Source organism: Mesorhizobium sp. NPDC059025 (genome assembly GCF_042739655.1).
GTDB lineage: Bacteria > Pseudomonadota > Alphaproteobacteria > Rhizobiales > Rhizobiaceae > Mesorhizobium.
The window spans coordinates 40,685-59,099 of the sequence record NZ_JBHYIM010000013.1; the positions used below are offsets into that span (position 1 = coordinate 40,685).

Below are 18,415 nucleotides of genomic sequence, written 5' to 3' on the forward strand. Positions count from 1 at the left end.
CCATGGGACTTGGTTGGCGCACGATCCCCGACGACATGCGAGCCTTCATCGAGGAGCAGAAACTGTTCTTCGTCGCGACGGCGCCGCAGGACGGCCGTGTGAACCTGTCGCCGAAAGGGCTGGACACGCTGCGTGTGCTGGACGAGCGCACCGTGACCTATCTCGACCTGACCGGCTCGGGCAACGAGACCGCTGCCCACGTCACCGAGAACGGACGCATGACGATGATGTTCTGCGCCTTTTCCGGCAAGGCCATGACCTTGCGCCTCTACGGCAAGGCCGACTTGATCCGGCCCGACCATCCCGAATGGCCGGCCCTGCGTGCGCCCTATCCTGAGCTGCCTGGCGTGCGCCAGCTCTTCCGGTTGCATGTCGAGAGCGTGGCGACCTCCTGCGGCTGGAGCATCCCCGTCGTCAGCGACATGCAGGAGCGCGACGAACTGGTGAAATGGGCCGGAGCCCAGAGCGAGGACCAGATCGAAGCCTATCGTCTCGCCAACAACGTCGTCAGCATCGACGGGCTTTCAACCGGCTACGTGTCCGACGATTTCTGATGGAAAACCAGTATCACATCCACCTCACCTTCTCCGATGGCGAGGTGATGCACTTCCCGCCGATCGACGGCCAGTCCATCCTCGCTTCCGCCGAAAAGGCCGGCAACGTGCTCGCCAGCAATTGCCGCGAAGGCACATGCCGCACCTGCATGGCGCGCGACGCAGACGGCAACGAGGTCCTGCTCTGCATCACGTCAGCCCAGCCAGGCGCGGCTTTGAACCTGCCCTACCAGCGCACCGACGTGACGCCCCCATCCCTGCGGCGCGCCAAGGTCAACGCGTTTTCGCGCGCATCCCGTTCGGTCTGGGAAATCCGCTACCGGCTGCAGTTTCCGTTGCCCTTCCTGCCCGGCCAGTATGTCGAGGTGCATTTTCCCGGCATGGCTAGCCCGCGCCGCTTTTCGATGGCGAACCCGCCTTCCGGCAAGGAACAGGTGCTGCATGTGCGTGACCTGCCGGGCGGCGCCATGTCCACCTATCTGAATGAAAGGGCGAAGCCTGAGGATGCCTTCACCGTGCGCGGTCCGTTCGGCGTCTTCTACCTGCGCGCGACGGCGCGGCCCAAGCTGTTCATCGCCGGTGGCACCGGCCTGGCGCCGATCGTTTCGATGCTGTCCAGCATCGACCCCGCCACCACGCCGCCGCTGGCGCTGATTGCCGGTTTCGCCGATGCCGACGACGCCTATGCGCTCGAAGCCCTGCGCGCGCTCGCTGAAACGCTGCCCCTGGAGGTGGTTCTGGCCGCAGACAGGGCCACGGAAGCTTGGGAAGGCTTCGTCGGCAATCCGATCGCCGCGCTGGGTGAGATCCGCACCATTCCGCTCGACAGCGGAACCGAGGCCTATCTTTGCGGACCACCCGGTATGGTGAACGCGGCGCGCAACGCGCTTCTGGCGCGCGAACTTGCGGCCACGGCCATCTTCAACGAAGAGTTTGTTCACTCGGCGTAACAGCTTAACCTCGTGGCTCCATATTCCAAATTCGGACCGAAAGTATTTGGCTTCTGACTTCCGCCATCAATCAGTTTAGTCGCTCTAAAGTATTTCCGCTTACCAATAGCCGGCGTGCGGGAAAGGGCTTGGAATGTCGGCAATCCGGACGGTTCGTCAGTCTCTTCCAATCGTAGCTGTCTGGCTGGCGCTTAGCTCGGTATTGAGCCTGCTGCTTTTCCTAGGAAAAATGCCCAATGCCGACGTCGACGATCTCCTGAAACTGCATGAAATCAGGTATCTCTTGACGACTGGAGACCCGTTCGACAGAACGTTGACAGGTATCGCGCAGCCCGAACCGTTAACATCGCATTGGCCATGGATAGTCGACGCACCTTACGCGCTCATGGCGGCTGCGACCGCACCTTTTTTGGGGATGGAAGCCGCAGTCTCGGCCGCGGCATTCATTGTGCCGCTGTTTTTTCTCCTGATCGCAGTGACTTTGCTTTCCCTGGTGATCCGCGAATTTGAATTTGAGCATCCCGGCGTTGTGCTGGCTGTTGCGGCTCTTGCAGGACTGCCTTCATTTTCAGAATTTCAGCCTTGGCGCATCGATTACCACAACCTGCAGATGTGTATCCTTTTAGCGGTAACTCTGTTGACAATGCGCGGCGGAGAACTCGCAGCCGGACTTACCGGCGCCTTGACGGCGTTGTCTGCGGCAATAAGCGCCGAAATGGTGCCATTCCTGGCCCTGCCAGTCGGCTTTTACGCATTCGCGTTCATTGCTCGAAAAGAGGGCGCAGAAAAGAATCTCAGGACATACGGGCTATCGCTCGCGGCCGCCGGGGTTGCTGCATTCTTTCTCGTGGTTGGCCCTCAAGTCTACACCAGCGTCACATGTGACCGTTATTCGCTTTTGCACCTCGCTGCACTTGTGACCACCGGCATTGTGCTCGCGATTGCAACAGTTGTGACGGGAAGCAGGTGGGCACGAGCCGCATGCCTGTTGGCATGCGCTTGTGCGATTGCCGTGCTGCTCGTTTCCTTTTTCCCCCAGTGCTTGGGCGGTCCGCTTGCCGGATTGAACGGCTACGTCCGTGAAAACTGGCTTTTACGCATTGAACAAGAGCGCAGCATTTTCCACAGTTCGGACTTTCTGAGTTCCGATCGTTTCGCTCGATTTTCCTTGGCGATTTTGGGTTGTTCCGCGACATGCATTTTGGCCATCGCCGACATAGAAAGAAGACGTGCCTGGATAGTACTCGCGCTGTTCTCGACATTGGGGCTCCTTCTGGGGCTGATTTATCTGCGTTACCTCCGCTATTTTCCGCTGTTCATTGGACCCGGCCTGGTACTTCTTGCTTACCAAGCCATCCCTGCCCGGCTAACGATCAGGCGCTATTTCGGCACTGTGCTCGGAGATGAGCCGCCGGGAGTCTTGCGTCTTACCGTTCCCGCCATAGCGTTTGTCGTTACCCTTTTCGCAGGGCATCTGGTTTGGCCTCCTCAGAAAGCTGAGCTTATCGGTGTCGACATTGCCAACGCCTGCGAGAAAGACGCCCGTAATTGGAATTTCATCTGGCCGGAAGGTGCACGACTGTTCGCGCCGCCCGAAATAGGGGGCTTGATGTTGGACTTACAGGCCAAATTCGATGTCGTAGCGATCCCTTCTCATACATCAGCCCAAGGTATCGAGCGCGTTCAGAGATTCTTCGATCCGGCGACATCTGCTCCTGCACAGCTCCTCGATAGTACCAAGGCCACCCACGTCGTGGTCTGCCGCGCAGACGAGAACACGTTTCAGGCAACCAGTTCCCAATTTCCATTGGCCAGCCAGTTGGCGTCGGGAAAGCCTCCCTATTGGCTGACAGAGTGCCCAAAAATGGGGCCTCTGCGTATCTATCGATATACGGGAGCAGGAGGTCCCTCCAGCAAATGCCCCATAGATGGAGCAGCCGCCAAATGATGACTGCGCTCCCGGCTCGAATGGACAAGCTATCTCATTCTTCGCGAAATGCTCGCGAGATCTGATCCGAAAGCGGTTTCATGAGATAAGAGAGCATCGTGCGATCGCCGGTTGATAGAAAAACCTCAACAGGCATTCCGGGTGTGAGCGTCAACTGATCGAGCTTTTTCGCTTCTTGGCTCGGTATCTCCACGCGTGCCGTGTAATAGGCAACGCCGGTGCGCCTATCCAGGCCTTGGATTCTTTTTCAAAGCCACATTGAAGACGCCGCACCCATTTCGCCTACACCCGCCACGCAAATCCGGTTGCACGTGGTCCCATTCGCCGCTAAGGAATTCGCCATGAACACGCTTTCGATCAAGACCATTTGGTGGTGGGCCAGCTAGGAGCGGCCTGTCGAAACGCGTGTGCGTGAAGAGACCAGAATGGCCGCAGGAGAAGTCCGGCGGCCTTTTGTTTTCCAGAAATGCCTCCAGACCTCGCCGCGGCGGAACAGGGAGATGGCAATGACGGTGGAAATCCTGGAAAACGGCGCGGAGCGGTTCGTGACCGCCGGCGGCGTCGCAATCACGCGACAGCGGCACGACACACCCTATCAGGGCGCGATAGAATCCTATCTCGATGGGCTGAATGCGCGGCGCGGCGCGGTCTTCTCGTCCAACTACGAATATCCCGGCCGCTACACGCGTTGGGACACTGCCATCATTGATCCGCCGCTCGTCATCTCCTCGCACGGCCGCATCATGAAGATCGAAGCGCTGAACGCGCGTGGCGAAGCGCTTCTGCCGACGATCAACGGCGTGTTGGCCACTCTCTCGGAAATCACGATCACCGAGAGCACAAAGGCGCTGACCAGGCTCGAGGTCGCGAAACCCGGCCGGGTGTTCACCGAAGAAGAACGCAGCCGGATGCCTTCGGTCTTCACCGTGCTGCGCGCCATCACCGGCCTGTTCAAGAGCCCCGAGGACAGCAATCTCGGCCTCTACGGCGCCTTCGGCTATGATCTGGCCTTCCAGTTCGATCCCGTGGACTTGAAACTCGAGCGCAAGGAAAGCCAGCGCGACCTCGTGCTGTTCCTGCCCGACGAGATCCTGGTCGTCGACCACTATTCGGCCAAGGCCTGGACCGACCGCTACGACTATGCGGGCAACGGCTTTTCGACCGAGGGTCTGCCGCGCGAACCCGTTTCCGAACCTTTCAAGCCGGCCGACCGCATCCCGCCACGCGGCGACCACGAGCCCGGCGAATATGCCAGGCTGGTGCGCCGGGCGATGGACAGCTTCAAGCGCGGCGACCTGTTCGAGGTCGTACCCGGCCAGATGTTCTATGAACGCTGCGAAACGGCTCCTTCGGAAATCTCGCGCCGCCTCAAGACCATCAACCCTTCGCCCTACTCCTTCTTCATCAATCTCGGCGAAGGCGAATATCTGATCGGCGCCTCGCCGGAGATGTTCGTGCGCGTCAACGGCCGCCGGGTCGAGACCTGCCCGATCTCCGGCACCATCAAGCGCGGCGACGACGCCATTTCCGACTCCGAACAGATCCTCAAGCTGCTCAACTCCAAGAAGGATGAGTCCGAGCTCACCATGTGCTCGGATGTCGACCGCAACGACAAGTCTAGGGTCTGCGAGCCGGGCTCGGTGCGTGTCATCGGCCGTCGCCAGATCGAGATGTATTCGCGCCTGATCCACACGGTCGATCACATCGAAGGCCGCCTGCGCGAAGGTATGGACGCCTTTGACGCCTTCCTGTCCCATGCCTGGGCAGTGACGGTCACCGGTGCACCGAAACTCTGGGCCATGCGCTTCATCGAGCAGAACGAGAAGAGCCCGCGCGCCTGGTATGGCGGCGCCATCGGCATGGTGCATTTCAATGGCGACATGAACACCGGCCTGACGCTGCGCACCATACGCATCAAGGACGGCATCGCCGAAGTGCGTGCCGGCGCCACGCTGCTGTTCGATTCCATTCCCGAGGAAGAAGAAGCAGAAACCGAACTGAAGGCCTCCGCCATGCTCTCCGCCATCCGCGACGCCAAGGCCGGCAATTCCGCCGGTGTCGAACGCGCCACCGCCCGCGTCGGCGAAGGTGTCCGCATCCTGCTCGTCGACCACGAAGACAGCTTCGTCCACACGCTGGCGAACTACTTCCGCCAGACCGGCGCCGATGTGTCCACTGTACGCACGCCGGTGCCGGAGGAAGTGTTCGACAGCTTCAAGCCGGATCTCGTCGTGCTTTCGCCCGGCCCCGGCACGCCGAAGGATTTCGACTGCGCCGCCACCATCAAGAAGGCGCGGAAGCGCGAACTGCCGATCTTCGGTGTCTGCCTCGGCCTGCAGGCGCTGGCCGAAGCCTATGGCGGCGAACTGCGGCAGCTTGCCATCCCCATGCACGGCAAGCCGTCGCGCATCCGGGTCTCGAAACCTGGCGTTGTCTTCTCCGGCCTGCCGAAGGAAGTGACAGTCGGCCGCTATCATTCGATCTTTGCCGACCCGGTCCGCCTGCCCGATGACTTCATCGTCACCGCCGAGACGGAGGATGGCGTCATCATGGCCTTCGAACACAAGAAGGAACCGATTGCAGCGGTGCAATTCCATCCCGAATCGATCATGACCCTCGGTCACAACGCCGGCATGCGCATGATCGAGAATGTCGTCGCGCATCTGCCGCGCAAGGCAAAGGAAAAGGCAGCCTAGACGGAAATGACAGCAGTTACGGCCAAGGACGCTTCCAAGCAGAAAGTCGCCACGCTCGCCTTCTGGTCGATCGTGGTGGCCTTCGTCGTGCTCGGCCTCAAGCTGCTTGCCTGGCTGATTACCGGCTCGGTCGCGCTCTATTCGGACGCGCTGGAATCAATCGTCAACGTCATCGCCTCGGCCGCCGCCTTCTGGGCGATCCGCATCAGCCACAAGCCTGCCGACCAGGACCACCCTTTCGGCCATCACAAGGCGGAGTATCTTTCGGCGGTTCTGGAAGGCGTGCTGATCGTCGTCGCCGCAATGCTGATCCTCAACGAGGTCTGGCGTACCTGGCAGAACCCGGCCCCGCTCGAACAGCCATGGATGGGCCTGGCCGTCAACGGCCTGGCGACCTTGCTCAACGCCGTCTGGGCCTGGACGTTGATCCGCATCGGACGGTCCGAGCGCTCCCCTGCCCTTGTCGCCGACGGCAAGCATATCCTGACCGACGTCGTTACCTCGATCGGCGTCTTCGTGGGCCTCGTCGGGGCGGTCTACACCGGCTGGCGCTTCCTCGATCCGGCGCTGGCCGTCATCGTCGCGCTGAACATCCTGTGGCAGGGCTGGCACGTCATCGGTTCGTCGATGAGCGGTCTGATGGACCGTGCCGTCGAGATGGACGAGCACATGCGCATCCGCGACATCATCTCGGCCAATTCGAAGGGCGCACTGGAAGTCCATGACCTGAGGACCCGCATCGCCGGCCGCGCCACCTTCATCGAATTCCACATGGTGGTCGATGCAGATATGTCGGTTGGCGACAGCCATGTCATCTGCGACCGCATTGAAGACGCATTGAAGGCCGAAATCCCCTCCGTGCGCGTCACCATCCATGTCGAGCCGGATGACGAAGCCAAGCTGCCGAAGGGAACCGTCGCCGTTCCTTTCGCCTGAAAGCCCAGGGTTCTTACTGCGAACAGGCTGACTGCGGCATCGCCTCCAGGCGGAAAACCCTGTCGTCCGATTTTGTATTGCCGCCCGCCTGGCACAGGTCGGCGAGCGGCAGGCTTTCCTTCGGATTGGCCAGCATCATGGTGCCATTGGCACCGCGGCGCAGGTAGATTTCCTTCTCCGACAGATCGCAGGACGCCCCACCGGTGGATACAGTCGCCACGCAGCGCCACTGATCCGCCTCACCTTGGCAGGAATAGCTTTGCGTGGCCTTCGTACCGCCCCTGCGCGTGGTCATGGCAACCACAAGATCAGCGCCATTCGGCCAATCTGCAGCCTTTGCCTTGGCGGCAAAGCTTGCGATTTCCGTTGCCCCACGAAAGACGCGGATGGTCTGCGTCACCTGCTCGGGATGGGAGGCAAGATGCTCGGCTGAATAGTCGCGCCCGAAGCAGAAGGGCTGGTCAGGTTTCAAGCGTATGCGCAGCGGATCGCCCAGCGTCGGATTGGCGGGAGCAATGCGTGCGAATTCAGCCTTGCAATCCGCCACCGGCCTTCGTTCCAGCAGGAAGCCGTTGTCGTCCGTGCCCAGGGCCTGCCTTTCATATTCGGCCTTGCCGAGTTCGTCTTCCGCGCCGGCGTCCAGGTAGATGTCGCGATCGAAGGCATCGACCTTGAGGCGTCCCTTGGCATCCAGGCTGACGTCGGCCATGGTCCGATCGCATTCCATGCCGCAATGAATCGCGGCTTTCTCGCCTGAACTATTGCACCAGCCGCCGACCCATTCGGGCTTGGAAGCGCCTCGTACCGTCGTCGCCATGAAGCCGTTGTAGCCAGCGGTACCCAGGCCATCCGTCGGATCTTCGCTCGGTTGGCTGACGGGATCAGGACCATGATAGAAGAATATCCGCGCAACCTTCTGATGCGGGTGGGCTTTCAGATGGCTCGCATCATAAACCCGGCTGAAGCAGGCGCCACCGCCATCCGAGCTCAGCTCTTTCAGGATCCTTGGTTCGTCAGCGCGAACCGTTCCTGCCAGGGCAAGCGCCCCGACGATTGCGACCGCAGTCGCTGCGATCTTCCTCGACGTGGTCATCGAGCCCTCCCACCAAGATCCGCTCGAACGGATTCTATGCTAGGAACCTGCCGAAGGCCACGCGCATTATGCTGGTAGGAACGGGGTGGTTTTCATGCTTCGCAGGGATATCTTCCGCGGATTTCTGGCCTCGACCGCAACGGTGCTGGGGTTCAAAGCCGCGACGGCTGCGCCGGTATCGTATCCGAGACAGAAGGTTGCCTATCACCTCGACGATCTCGACAAGGTCGCCTTCGTGCTCGGCAACATCAAGAACCATTTTGATGGCACCGGCGGTGAGGTCGACATCGTCCTGGTCGTCCACGGTCCGGCGCTGGCTGCTTTCAAGCGCGACGGCGCTTCAGCGGCGGTCTCCAGCCGTTTCGCCGGCTTGGTGAAAAAGGGGATGACACCACAAGCCTGCGCCAACACCATGCACGGCATGGACATAACACTGCCGGATCTGTTCGAAGGCTTTGTCAGCGCCGATGCTGGCGGGGTCGTGAAATTGGCCGAGCTGCAGGCTGCGGGTTATGCTTATCTAAGGCCTTGATACTGGCCCCGATTTCATCGGATGATCGGTGCGGCGCATCGGCCCGAAAATCGAAATCGATTTTCGGAAAGCACGATGCGCAGATTCAAAGTGCTGGAGCGTCCTTTGCGCATTCGAATGGATGCGCGGCGCTCTAGGGGGTGGCGATCAAAGGGAGTGCCTGATGTATGGCCTGATCGGAAAGATGCGTGCAACTCCCGGCAAGCGCGAGGAGCTCCTGCAACTCCTGCTCGAAGCCACCGATTCCATGCCTGGCTGCCTGAATTACATCGTCGCCCGAGACCCCGCCGACACCACGGCGATCTGGGTCACCGAAGTCTGGGTCGATGCCGCGAGCCACAAGGCATCGCTGCAGCTTCCGCATGTGCAGGAAGCAATCGCCAGGGCCCGCCCGATGGTGTCTGGCTTCGATTTTCAGTTCGAAACCGAGCCGGCGGGCGGATATGGACTGAACCAGCCCGCCGATGCGGGTGCGCAGGGCTAACCCCCGCGCAACAGCTCGGATAAATCAGGCTTCGATCAATCGACCTGGATTTTGGCCTGCTTGACGATCGGCTCCCATTTGGCGAGCTCTGCCTTGACATGGGAGCCAAGCTCTTCGGGGGTCGAGCCGACAATGGTGGCGCTGAAATCGCCCATCTTGGCAATCACTGCCGGATCTTTCATCGCCTTGTTCGCCGACGCGTTGAGCCGGTCGACGACTTCCTTCGGCGTTCCGGGAGGCGCAAACAGCGCATTCCAAGTGTAGGTCTCATAACCCGGCACGCCGGATTCGGCGATGGTCGGCAGGTCAGGGAACGACGGCACACGTTTGGCCGTCGTCACGCCCAGCGCCTTCAGCGTGCCGCCCTTGATGTGCGAGGATGAGGACGGCAGGTTGTCGAACATGATCGGCACCTGGTTGGCGATCACGTCATTGAGTGCCGGACCAGCACCCTTGTAGGGAATGTGCTGCATTTCGACGCCCGCCATGATCTTGAACAGCTCGCCCGAGAGGTGCAGCGGCGTGCCGATGCCTGACGAGGCATAGGAGTATTTGTCCGGTTCAGCCTTGAGCAGCGCAACCAGCTCCTGCACGTTCTTGGCCGGCAGTTCCGGATTGACCACCAGCACGTTGGGCACGATCACCAGCAGGGAGACCGGCGAAAAGTCCTTCTCAGGGTCGTAGGGTTTGGTTTTCAGGATCAGCGGGTTGAGCGCATGGGTCGCAACGGTGCCCATCAGGATGGTGTAGCCATCCGGATCGGCGCGCGCGACGCGATCGGCGCCGATGTTGCCGCCTGCACCGGCGACGTTCTCGACGATCACCTGCTGGCCGAGATCATCCGACATCTTCTGCGCGATGATGCGTGCAACGAGGTCGGTCGAGCCACCGGCGGCGAACGGCACCACCAGCGTCACCGTACGGTTGGGGAATTCCTGCGCGACCGACTGAGAGACCATGCCTGCCAGCGGCAGCACCGACAGACCGAGCGCCAGGACGGCGCGACGTGTGAATTTAGAAAATGCCATACTGTTCCTCCTCATCCCTCACCCTCGGATTGGTTACGACAATCGGGAAGGGCAGACAACAAGGTGGGAATGCGAAAGGACAACCTCAATCCAGCCGGTGTTTCAGATCCTCATCCAGCCAGCGGCTGAAAAAATAGGGAAGCTGCTTGTGCCACCACGGCCAGTCGTGGTCGACATCGCCGCCCCAGTAGTCGACCCAGGCCGGGATGGCCTTGTCACGCAGCACGCGTTCCAATGCACGCGTTTCCGCCAGCATCTGCTCTTCCCAGGCACCCTGCCCGCAGCAGAAGATCAGCCGCAGCGCGCGCAACCGTGAAAGCAGGGCGTCATCGGAAACGCCGGGCAGATAGTCGAGCGGAGAGTTGTAGTAGATATCGCCAGCCAGGCCGTCCCCGAGGAACCCCCGGGTCGAATAGACACCGGAGAGGGAAATCACGCCGGCGGCCAGATCGGGATAGCGGAACACGAAATTCGATGAGTGATATCCCCCCATCGAACAGCCCGAGAACAGCGGTTTCAGCGAGCGTCCGCCATTGGCTTCCGAAGCGATGGCCGCGAATTCAGGCAAGGCCTCTTCGCGCAGATAGCGGAAATAGGCTTCATGCCGGGCGATCCGCTGCGCGGGGGCGCCGTGTTTGTCGAAGAAGCTCTCGCTGTCGATGCCGTCGACCGTAAAGATCTGGATGCGGCCGGTGTCGATGAACTCGGCCAGCGAGCCGACTCCGCCGGCATCCTCGAACTGGTAGAAGCGCCCTTGCGAGGTCGGAAAGACAATGACGGGACGGCCGGCATAACCGTAGCGCTTGTATTCCATGTCGCACCCGAGTTTGCCACTCCAGCGCTTGTGATAGGAGATGTCCATCGCTTACGCCTCCTCGGCATGGATGTAGTCGACCGCTTCCCGTAGAGCCTGGCGGTCGCGCGACCGCAATTGATAGGCGTAGTTTCCCATGGCGCGGCTGAAGACCTCTTCGATGTCCTGATGATGGACGATCTTGTCGGCGTGGGCGGCTAACACATCGGCATGGCTGTGGCGATAGCGGATGTGCTTCTTGCGGCTGGCGTAGACGGTGAAATACTTGCCCTCGAACGGCCCGCCGACTTCGTTCCTGACCACCATGTTGGCCCATTCGGCATAGATATCGATATCGAAGCTGTAGTTGATCGCATCCGGCATCCAGGCGCCTGGGGGACGGATGTTGACCTCCAGCGCAATGATCCGGGCCTGCTTCGTCTCGAACAGCTCGATGTGGAAGAAACGTTCCTTGAGATCGAACGCCTTGACGATCTTGCGGCCGGCCTCTTCCACCTCGGCCGGAATTTCGGGCCGACAGGTGTAGCTCATGTGCTTGTTCTTGTTGACGACGTCCATGATGGAGTCGTCGTATTTCGTGCTCGCGGCAAAGACGATCTTGCCATCCCGATTGACCAGGCCGTCATAGGTCACGACCAACCCATCGATGAATTCCTCCATCACGAAGCTCATGCCTTCCGGCTTGATCCGGAAGAATTCGTCCAGTTCGGCAACGTTGGATATCTTGTAGGTGTGGGCGGCGCCCGCACCCGAATCCGGTTTCACCACCACGGGATAACCGACCTTGCGCAGGAAGGTCATGGCACCGGCGCGATCGGATGTCTTGCGTTGAGCAATGACATTCACGCCGGCCTTGCGGAAGGACGCCCGCATGCGGCTCTTGCGTTTGATGTTCTTCACATAATCGAGCTTGATGCCCTCTATGTTGAAGTCGGTGCGGATGCCGGCTTCCAGATCGAGCCAGTGCTCGTTGAGTGACTCGAACCGGTCGATACGCCCCCATTTGTGGATGAAGTGCCCCATCGCCCGATAGGTCTGATCGTAGTCTTCCATGTCGGTGATGCGGTAATATTCGCTGAGAGCACCTTTGAGCCTGGGCACCAAAGCTTCGTAAGGTGCATCGCCAATGCCGAGCACCGTTGCGCCGGCCTTTTTCAGCCGATCGCAGAATTCGGCGCCATTGGCCGGAAAATGCGGCGAGAAGAACACGAAATTCACGGCCAGTCCTCCTCGCGCATGACCCCCAAAATCGGAATCGATTTTCGGAAAGGGGGCGGCCTGCGCCACCCGTCATGCGCCAAATCAAAGTGCCAGAACGACCTTTGCGCGCCCGAAAGGACGTGCGGCGCTCTGGTCGCTGCGCGATCGCCAAAGTCTGCCGCATTTGCGTGAAACCGCAAAGGAAAACCGTTCCGGGCACTCTGTTCACAGGCGGCCATGACGTCCGGCTTGCCTCGAACGGATCGCTCCTGTAAGAGAGCGACCATGAAGACGCGCCCAGCAGCATCTGCTTTCCGTCCAACCAGCCTCGCTGGCGAGACCGTGCGCGCGCTTTCCTCGACCCTACTTCTTCTCGGCCTTATCGGCGATCGCCGGGTCCGCTGAAGGAGCGCCCGGCGGTCGTTGCCGCCCAGGGCTTATTCCCAGGCAAAGCTCCTCAAGTCACCAAACCGATTGACTTAGCCCAAAGGCGCTGCTTGTGCTTCGGCGATGCCGGCCAAGCAGCCGGGAGACTGAAAGATGAACATCACGCAACGAACGAGCGTCGAGGTCGACATGCCCCAAGCTTTTGCCCCCAAAGGTATGCCGAGTGCCGCGCGCAAATATGAACCTTATCCGTTGGTCGGCCTCACCGACCGAACCTGGCCGAACAGGAAGATCGAAAAAGCACCGATCTGGTGCTCCGTCGACCTGCGCGACGGCAACCAGGCACTGATCGATCCGATGGGTCACGAGCGTAAGGCACGCATGTTCCAGTTGCTGCTCGACATGGGCTTCAAGGAAATCGAGGTCGGCTTCCCATCCGCATCGCAGACCGACTTCGATTTCGCCCGCTGGTGCATCGAGGAAAGCGGCGTACCCGACAATGTCGACCTGCAGGTGCTGGTGCAGTGCCGGCCGGAATTGATCACGCGCACCTTCGAAGCACTCCAGGGCGCCAAGACGCCGATCGTTCATTTCTACAACTCGACCAGTGAGTTGCAGCGCCGTGTCGTTTTCCAGAAGGACGTGGCCGGCATCAAGCAGATCGCCACCGACGCCGCCAAGATGATCACCGACATGGCCGCCAAGGCCGGTGGCGGCTATCGTTTCCAGTACTCGCCGGAAAGCTTCACCGGCACCGAACTGGAGGTCGCGCTGGAGATCTGCAACGCAGTCACCGAAATCGTGAAGCCGACACCCGACAACAAGCTGATCATCAACCTGCCGTCGACGGTCGAAATGTCGACGCCCAATGTCTATGCCGACCGCATCGAATGGATGATCCGCCATCTCGACAACCGCGACAGCCTGATCATCTCGCTGCATCCGCACAATGACCGCGGCACCGGTATCGCCACGACCGAGCTCGGCCTGATGGCCGGTGCCGACCGCGTCGAAGGCACGCTGTTCGGCAATGGTGAGCGCACCGGCAATGTCGACGTCGTCACGCTGGCCCTCAACATGTTCACGCAAGGTGTCGACCCGGATCTGGATTGCTCCGACATCAACCGCATGAAGGATGTCTATGAGTATTCCAACCAGCTCAAGATCCCCGAACGCCACCCCTATGTCGGGGAGCTGGTCTACACGGCCTTCTCCGGTTCGCATCAGGACGCCATCAACAAAGGCATGAAAGCGATCCAGACCGCCAACAAGGAGGTCTGGGAAGTACCCTACCTGCCGATCGACCCGCAGGATGTCGGCCGCTCCTACGAAGCGATCATCCGCATCAATTCGCAGTCCGGCAAAGGCGGTATCGCCTATGTGCTGCAGGCCGATTACGGCATCAACCTGCCGCGCAACCTGCAGATCGAGTTCAGCCAGGACATCCAGGCCATCACCGACGCCGAGGGCAAGGAGGTGCCGGCAAAGCGGATCTATGATCGCTTTATCGACAGATATGTCGAACAGCCTCACGGCCGGTTGAAATTTGTCGATCACCAGACCTTCCCCGATCCTGCGGTGAAAGGCCGGCGCGTTGTCGAGGCCGTTATTCTCGACAAGGGCAAGGAAACCATTATCAAGGGCACCGGCACGGGTCCGATCGACGGTTTCGTCGACGCGCTTTCGCGGCATGTCGGCATCCCGATGTCGGTGCTCGACTATTCGGAACATTCCTTGCAGCGTGGTTCGAATGCCTCTGCCGTCTCCTACGTCGAAATGGAGCATCCCGGCGGCAAGGTCTTCGGCGCCGGTATCAACACCAATATCGTTGCTGCATCCCTTGAAGCGGTTGTATCCGCGGCAAATCGCATTATCGGCCTCAAAGGCCACTGATTTCCACGCTTTGCGAAAAACCCCGGCTGGATTTTTCCAGCCGGGGTTGTAATGATTCAACCGGGCTTGGGACGATATTGGCGCGGAGGTGCGAGTATCGCGGGTAATGTCGTACGACCTGTGCCGGCTTGAGAGGTTCGACACTTGCAGCATTCCACGCCTGCCGCCCCCGCAGTGCGCGAAACGCTTGATAGACTGCTAGCGAGCCAGACATTTGGACGCTCAGAACGCGCGCGCGAATTGCTGCGCTATCTTGTTGAACGCGAACAGTCCGGCGAGGCCGACAAGCTCAAGGGCTTTTCCATTGCAATCGATGTCTTTGGAAAGGATTCGGGATTCGACCCGTCGACTGACGCCGTGGTGCGTGTGCAGGCAGGCAGGCTGAGGGAACTGCTCGAGCAGTATTTCAGTGGAGAAGGTGCCGGCGAGCCAATTCGCATCGTCATCCCACGTGGCAGCTACGTTCCAAGTTATGAACCGAACGGAGTCGGAATCCCGTTTCAGCCGCATACGCAGCGGATGGTCCCGGTCATTCAAGGGCAGACAGCCGCATTCGCGCCGGCAAAGGCAGACTCCATTCCGAGCGCCGGTACGCAGAACCTTCCGGGTTCAGCGGTTTTCCTGTTCAGGCATCTGCATGCCTTCTGGATCGCCATGGCGATCTTTTTCATTGTCGTTATCACTCTCATCGTACTGATGCTGCGCCAGGCCTACGGGCCGGACCTCATTCCGGGCAATCCGGCGAAGGGCGGCAGGCCAGTCCTGGGGACGGCGACGGCATTGGAGAAGCTGCCCGCCGTCTATCTGATCACTGCTCAGGAAAGTCCGCAGATCCAGCGTGTCGAAACGATATTGCGGGCTGGTCTCTCCAATATGGAAACGATCCAGTTCATCGATCGAAGCCCCGGCGAGGATCCGCTGCGCTCTGACGATCCGACAAATTTTGTCTTCACGCTCGGCTCGGGCGCAACGCTCGGCAGCGTGGCAATTGAAGTAAAGAACCTGAAGACAGGTCGAATCCTGACTTCAGAGACGCTGACCGCATTCGAAACCACGGCTTCGCAGGTGACCGATCATGTCGCGAAGATCCTCGGCAGCGTCACTGGTCCATTCGGGTCCATCTATGGCTACATCGAACAGAACCGCCTGCAAAACGACCTGACAACCTGTGTCATTCTCTCGAAAAGCTATCCATCGAACCAGAGCGCCGAGGGCCACGAAGCTGCCTACCGCTGTCTGGAAAATCTGGTCGCGCGTGGCGAGACGTCGGCCATGATCTACGCAACGCTGGCTGGCCAGCAGCTGGACGCCATCGTCTGGGGTTATCCTTACCCGCCCAATCCGAGCGTGCAGCAGGCCATGGCCTACGTAAACAAGGCCATCCAGATCGATCCGAGCAGTTCGCGTGCCTATCGCATGGCTGCCTATGCCGAAGGGGTCATTGGAAACCAGAAGGAAAGGGTCCGCTGGGCAAAGAAGGCCTATGATGCCGCCCCTTATGATCTGAGAGCCGTCTATCACTACGGCTGGGCGCTTGTGATGGTCGCCGACTATCGGGAAGGCACAGCCCTGCTGGCTCGTAGCCTCAACCTGGCAAACCCGCACAGCAAATGGCTCGACTACGCCCTTTTCCAAGGGGCCTTCATGCTGGACGATCTCGAATTGCAGAAGCGTGCCGCGCAAGCACTGTCGACAGTCGAACCCCAGCCCGAATATCTCGTTGCGCAGCTCATCGTAGCGACCCAGGACGGCAATTCGGATCAGATGACACGCCTGTTGGCGGATCTGCATTCCAGGTTTCCGGATTTTGCGGCAAATCCACGCGCCACCTTCGCCAAGAATCACTATCCGCCAGATATGACGGAGAAACTGCTGCAGGCCCTTCAGAATGCCGGGCTGAAGCACGCAACCGGCATTGCGGCGAGCGCTCCACAGCCTTCACCAGCGACAGTGGCGACGCCCAATTCGGAAGATCTGCCGATCGTGTATCTCTCTGCAAAAGGAACCGGCGCCGCCGTGGAGCGTGTGGTTGCCGCACTACGTGCAGGTCTTTCCCATTTCGAAACCATCAATTTTATCGGTCGCGATCCAGCCCAGGACCGCAACAGGGCAGCGGACGCGACCAGTTTCGTTTTCAACGTCCAGCCAGGTCCTTCGGCAGGAACGGTGGCCGTCGAGATCCAGAATTTGCAAAACGGAACCGTTGTCTTGTCCCGCAATTTGACGGAATTCGACACCACACCAGCACAAGTTGGCCCCCAGGTCGGGAAAATCCTGGGTGATACGGCGCCAGTATCCGGCGCCATCTATACGTCCCTGGCGCGAAGCGGTTTGGCCAAGGGCCTCGTTGACTGCCTGATCCAGGAAAACGCGTTCGAACTCGAGGCCAACGCCAAGGTCCATGAAAAGGCCTACCGTTGTTTCGAGACGCTGGCCGGCGGCGATGCCAAGTCATCACTGGTCTATTCGAGCCTGTCGACTTTGACGACGACCGGATTGATCTGGCGCTATGCCTACCCCGCCGACGCCTCGCTGGAAAAAGCTGCGGAATTCGCGCAACGCGCCGTACAGGCAGACCCTTCAAGCCCACGCGCCTACAATGCCAAGGCCTATATCTCCAATCGGCTGGGTATTTGGACAGACACTCTCCAGTGGACATCCAAGGCGTACGACACGAACCCTTACGACCCCCAGACGATCGCCTCCTACGCCTATGCACTGACCTTCAGTGGCGACTATGCGCGGGGCATCACCGTGATGAGCCAGGCGATCGAAGCCGCAAACGGTGCTCACGCCGCCTGGTGGGACTATGGTCTCTTTGCAAGTGCCTACATGCAGGGCGACAAGGCGCTGGCAGCCAGGGCCGTTGCTCCTCTCGCAACCGTCGCTCCCAATCCGCTGTTCCTGACGGGCCGATTGATCGTCGCATCCGAGAGCGGCAATCAGCGCCTGGTCAAGGACATCATCGATCTGCTGGAAGCCAACTTCCCGACATATGTCGCCAACCCGCGCGCAACCCTTCTCAAGCGCAACTATCCGAGCGATATGGTAGAAAAATTCATCGGAGCCCTTCGAACGGCGGGACTGAGCGGCGCGACTTGATGGCTTCCCTCTTCACCCATGAACAAGGAACCGGACCGACAGTTGTGCTCCTGCACGGGTTCGGTGGTTCCCATCGCGTCTGGCCGGAGATCGCATCTCAATTTGTCCACGAGGCGCGGATCCTCGCCTATGACTTGCCCGGCCATGGCGCTTCACTGGAGGCCGAGGGAGCGCGCTCGCCCAAGCGGATGGCTGAAGCCGTTCTTGCTGACCTGGTGGAACGCGACGCCAACCAGATCCATCTGGTCGGTCATTCGATGGGTGGGGCTGTCGCGACCCTGATCGCGCTTTCAGCTCCCGAGCGTATCGCCTCGCTGACGCTGCTGGCGCCAGGAGGCTATGGCGAGGAGATCGACGCGACACTGCTGCGCCGATTTGCCAGGGCTGCTCAGACTGATGAAATCCGGGCGTGCCTTGCCGCCATGTCAGGCCCGGGACATCTCGTTTCAGAACGAGTCGTTGCCGACGAAATGGCCATGCGCAGCCGGTCGGGCCAGATGGAGAAGCTTGCCGAGATCGTCATGGCCATCACGCGTGGCGGGCGGCAAGGGGTCATCCCGTCAGAGCTGGTCGCGGGTCTTGCCATGCCAGTCGCCGTCGTCTGGGGCGTTTTGGACACCATCTTGCCCGTCAGCCAGGCCGACAACCTGCCTGCCCATTTCGACCTGCACCTCGTGCCCGTCGCCGGACACATGCTGATCGATGAGGCCCCGGGACTTGTCGTCGAATTGTTACGCGGCATCTTGCGCAATCAGGCGAATGAACCGGTCTCGACATCCCCCTGATAAAAGCCAGTCG

14 protein-coding genes are annotated in these 18,415 nt (G+C 60.3%); 10 read left to right on the top strand and 4 right to left on the bottom strand.

The genetic code is table 11. The features are described 5' to 3' along the window. Positions 1-2: 2 nt before the first annotated feature. The 5 genes from ACFWYE_RS25155 (at position 3) to ACFWYE_RS25175 (ending at position 7,084) form a co-directional block, all read left to right on the top strand. Positions 3-554, top strand: a complete 552-nt coding sequence (locus tag ACFWYE_RS25155; protein WP_379067529.1) for a pyridoxamine 5'-phosphate oxidase family protein — start codon at positions 3-5, stop codon at positions 552-554. Continuing rightward, a complete protein-coding gene (locus ACFWYE_RS25160; protein WP_379067527.1) occupies positions 554-1,504 on the top strand; it encodes an FAD-binding oxidoreductase in 951 nt (316 codons plus the stop codon). The genes ACFWYE_RS25155 and ACFWYE_RS25160 overlap by 1 nt, the downstream gene beginning before the upstream one ends. A gap of 133 nt (positions 1,505-1,637) precedes the next feature. Continuing rightward, positions 1,638-3,452: a hypothetical protein gene (locus ACFWYE_RS25165; RefSeq protein WP_379114946.1), complete on the top strand. Its 1,815-nt coding sequence runs from the start codon at positions 1,638-1,640 to the stop codon at positions 3,450-3,452. A 506-nt stretch (positions 3,453-3,958) separates the two neighbouring features. Beyond that, complete coding sequence (locus ACFWYE_RS25170) at positions 3,959-6,148, top strand: anthranilate synthase (RefSeq protein ID WP_379114947.1); 2,190 nt, start codon at positions 3,959-3,961, stop codon at positions 6,146-6,148. Positions 6,149-6,154: 6 nt separating this feature from the next. Next, positions 6,155-7,084 (top strand): cation diffusion facilitator family transporter, encoded by a 930-nt coding sequence (locus tag ACFWYE_RS25175; RefSeq protein WP_379114948.1) that lies wholly within the window; start codon positions 6,155-6,157, stop codon positions 7,082-7,084. Between the two features lie 13 nt (positions 7,085-7,097). Here the strand turns inward: ACFWYE_RS25175 and ACFWYE_RS25180 are convergent, their stop codons facing one another. Further along, positions 7,098-8,177: a hypothetical protein gene (locus ACFWYE_RS25180; RefSeq protein ID WP_379114949.1), complete on the bottom strand. Its 1,080-nt coding sequence runs from the start codon at positions 8,175-8,177 to the stop codon at positions 7,098-7,100. Positions 8,178-8,271: 94 nt separating this feature from the next. On the opposite strand from ACFWYE_RS25180, the gene ACFWYE_RS25185 reads away from it, so the two are divergent. Together ACFWYE_RS25185 and ACFWYE_RS25190 are read left to right on the top strand one after the other, a co-directional pair. Then, positions 8,272-8,709: a DsrE family protein gene (locus ACFWYE_RS25185; protein WP_379067517.1), complete on the top strand. Its 438-nt coding sequence runs from the start codon at positions 8,272-8,274 to the stop codon at positions 8,707-8,709. A gap of 163 nt (positions 8,710-8,872) precedes the next feature. Beyond that, positions 8,873-9,193 carry a putative quinol monooxygenase gene (locus tag ACFWYE_RS25190; RefSeq protein ID WP_379114950.1) on the top strand — a complete coding sequence of 107 codons (321 nt, stop codon included), beginning with the start codon at positions 8,873-8,875 and terminating at the stop codon, positions 9,191-9,193. Positions 9,194-9,228: 35 nt separating this feature from the next. On the opposite strand, the gene ACFWYE_RS25195 is transcribed toward ACFWYE_RS25190, so the two are convergent. The 3 genes from ACFWYE_RS25195 to ACFWYE_RS25205 all read right to left on the bottom strand — a co-directional run bounded on the left by ACFWYE_RS25195 (position 9,229) and on the right by ACFWYE_RS25205 (position 12,253). Further along, on the bottom strand, positions 9,229-10,221 hold the full coding sequence (locus tag ACFWYE_RS25195; protein ID WP_129413747.1) for a tripartite tricarboxylate transporter substrate binding protein: 993 nt from the start codon (positions 10,219-10,221) through the stop codon (positions 9,229-9,231). Positions 10,222-10,306: 85 nt separating this feature from the next. Beyond that, positions 10,307-11,083, bottom strand: a complete 777-nt coding sequence (locus tag ACFWYE_RS25200) for an esterase family protein (RefSeq protein ID WP_379114952.1) — start codon at positions 11,081-11,083, stop codon at positions 10,307-10,309. 3 nt (positions 11,084-11,086) lie between these two features. Continuing rightward, on the bottom strand, positions 11,087-12,253 hold the full coding sequence (locus ACFWYE_RS25205) for an ATP-grasp domain-containing protein (protein WP_379114953.1): 1,167 nt from the start codon (positions 12,251-12,253) through the stop codon (positions 11,087-11,089). Positions 12,254-12,838: 585 nt separating this feature from the next. Here ACFWYE_RS25205 and leuA point away from each other — a divergent pair. The 3 genes from leuA to ACFWYE_RS25220 all read left to right on the top strand — a co-directional run bounded on the left by leuA (position 12,839) and on the right by ACFWYE_RS25220 (position 18,402). Further along, a complete protein-coding gene (gene leuA, locus ACFWYE_RS25210; protein WP_379115034.1) occupies positions 12,839-14,515 on the top strand; it encodes a 2-isopropylmalate synthase in 1,677 nt (558 codons plus the stop codon). A gap of 240 nt (positions 14,516-14,755) precedes the next feature. Continuing rightward, a complete protein-coding gene (locus tag ACFWYE_RS25215) occupies positions 14,756-17,617 on the top strand; it encodes a hypothetical protein (RefSeq protein WP_379114954.1) in 2,862 nt (953 codons plus the stop codon). Further along, positions 17,617-18,402, top strand: a complete 786-nt coding sequence (locus tag ACFWYE_RS25220) for an alpha/beta fold hydrolase (RefSeq protein ID WP_379114955.1) — start codon at positions 17,617-17,619, stop codon at positions 18,400-18,402. Before ACFWYE_RS25215 ends, ACFWYE_RS25220 begins: the two co-directional genes overlap by 1 nt. Positions 18,403-18,415 lie beyond the last annotated feature (13 nt).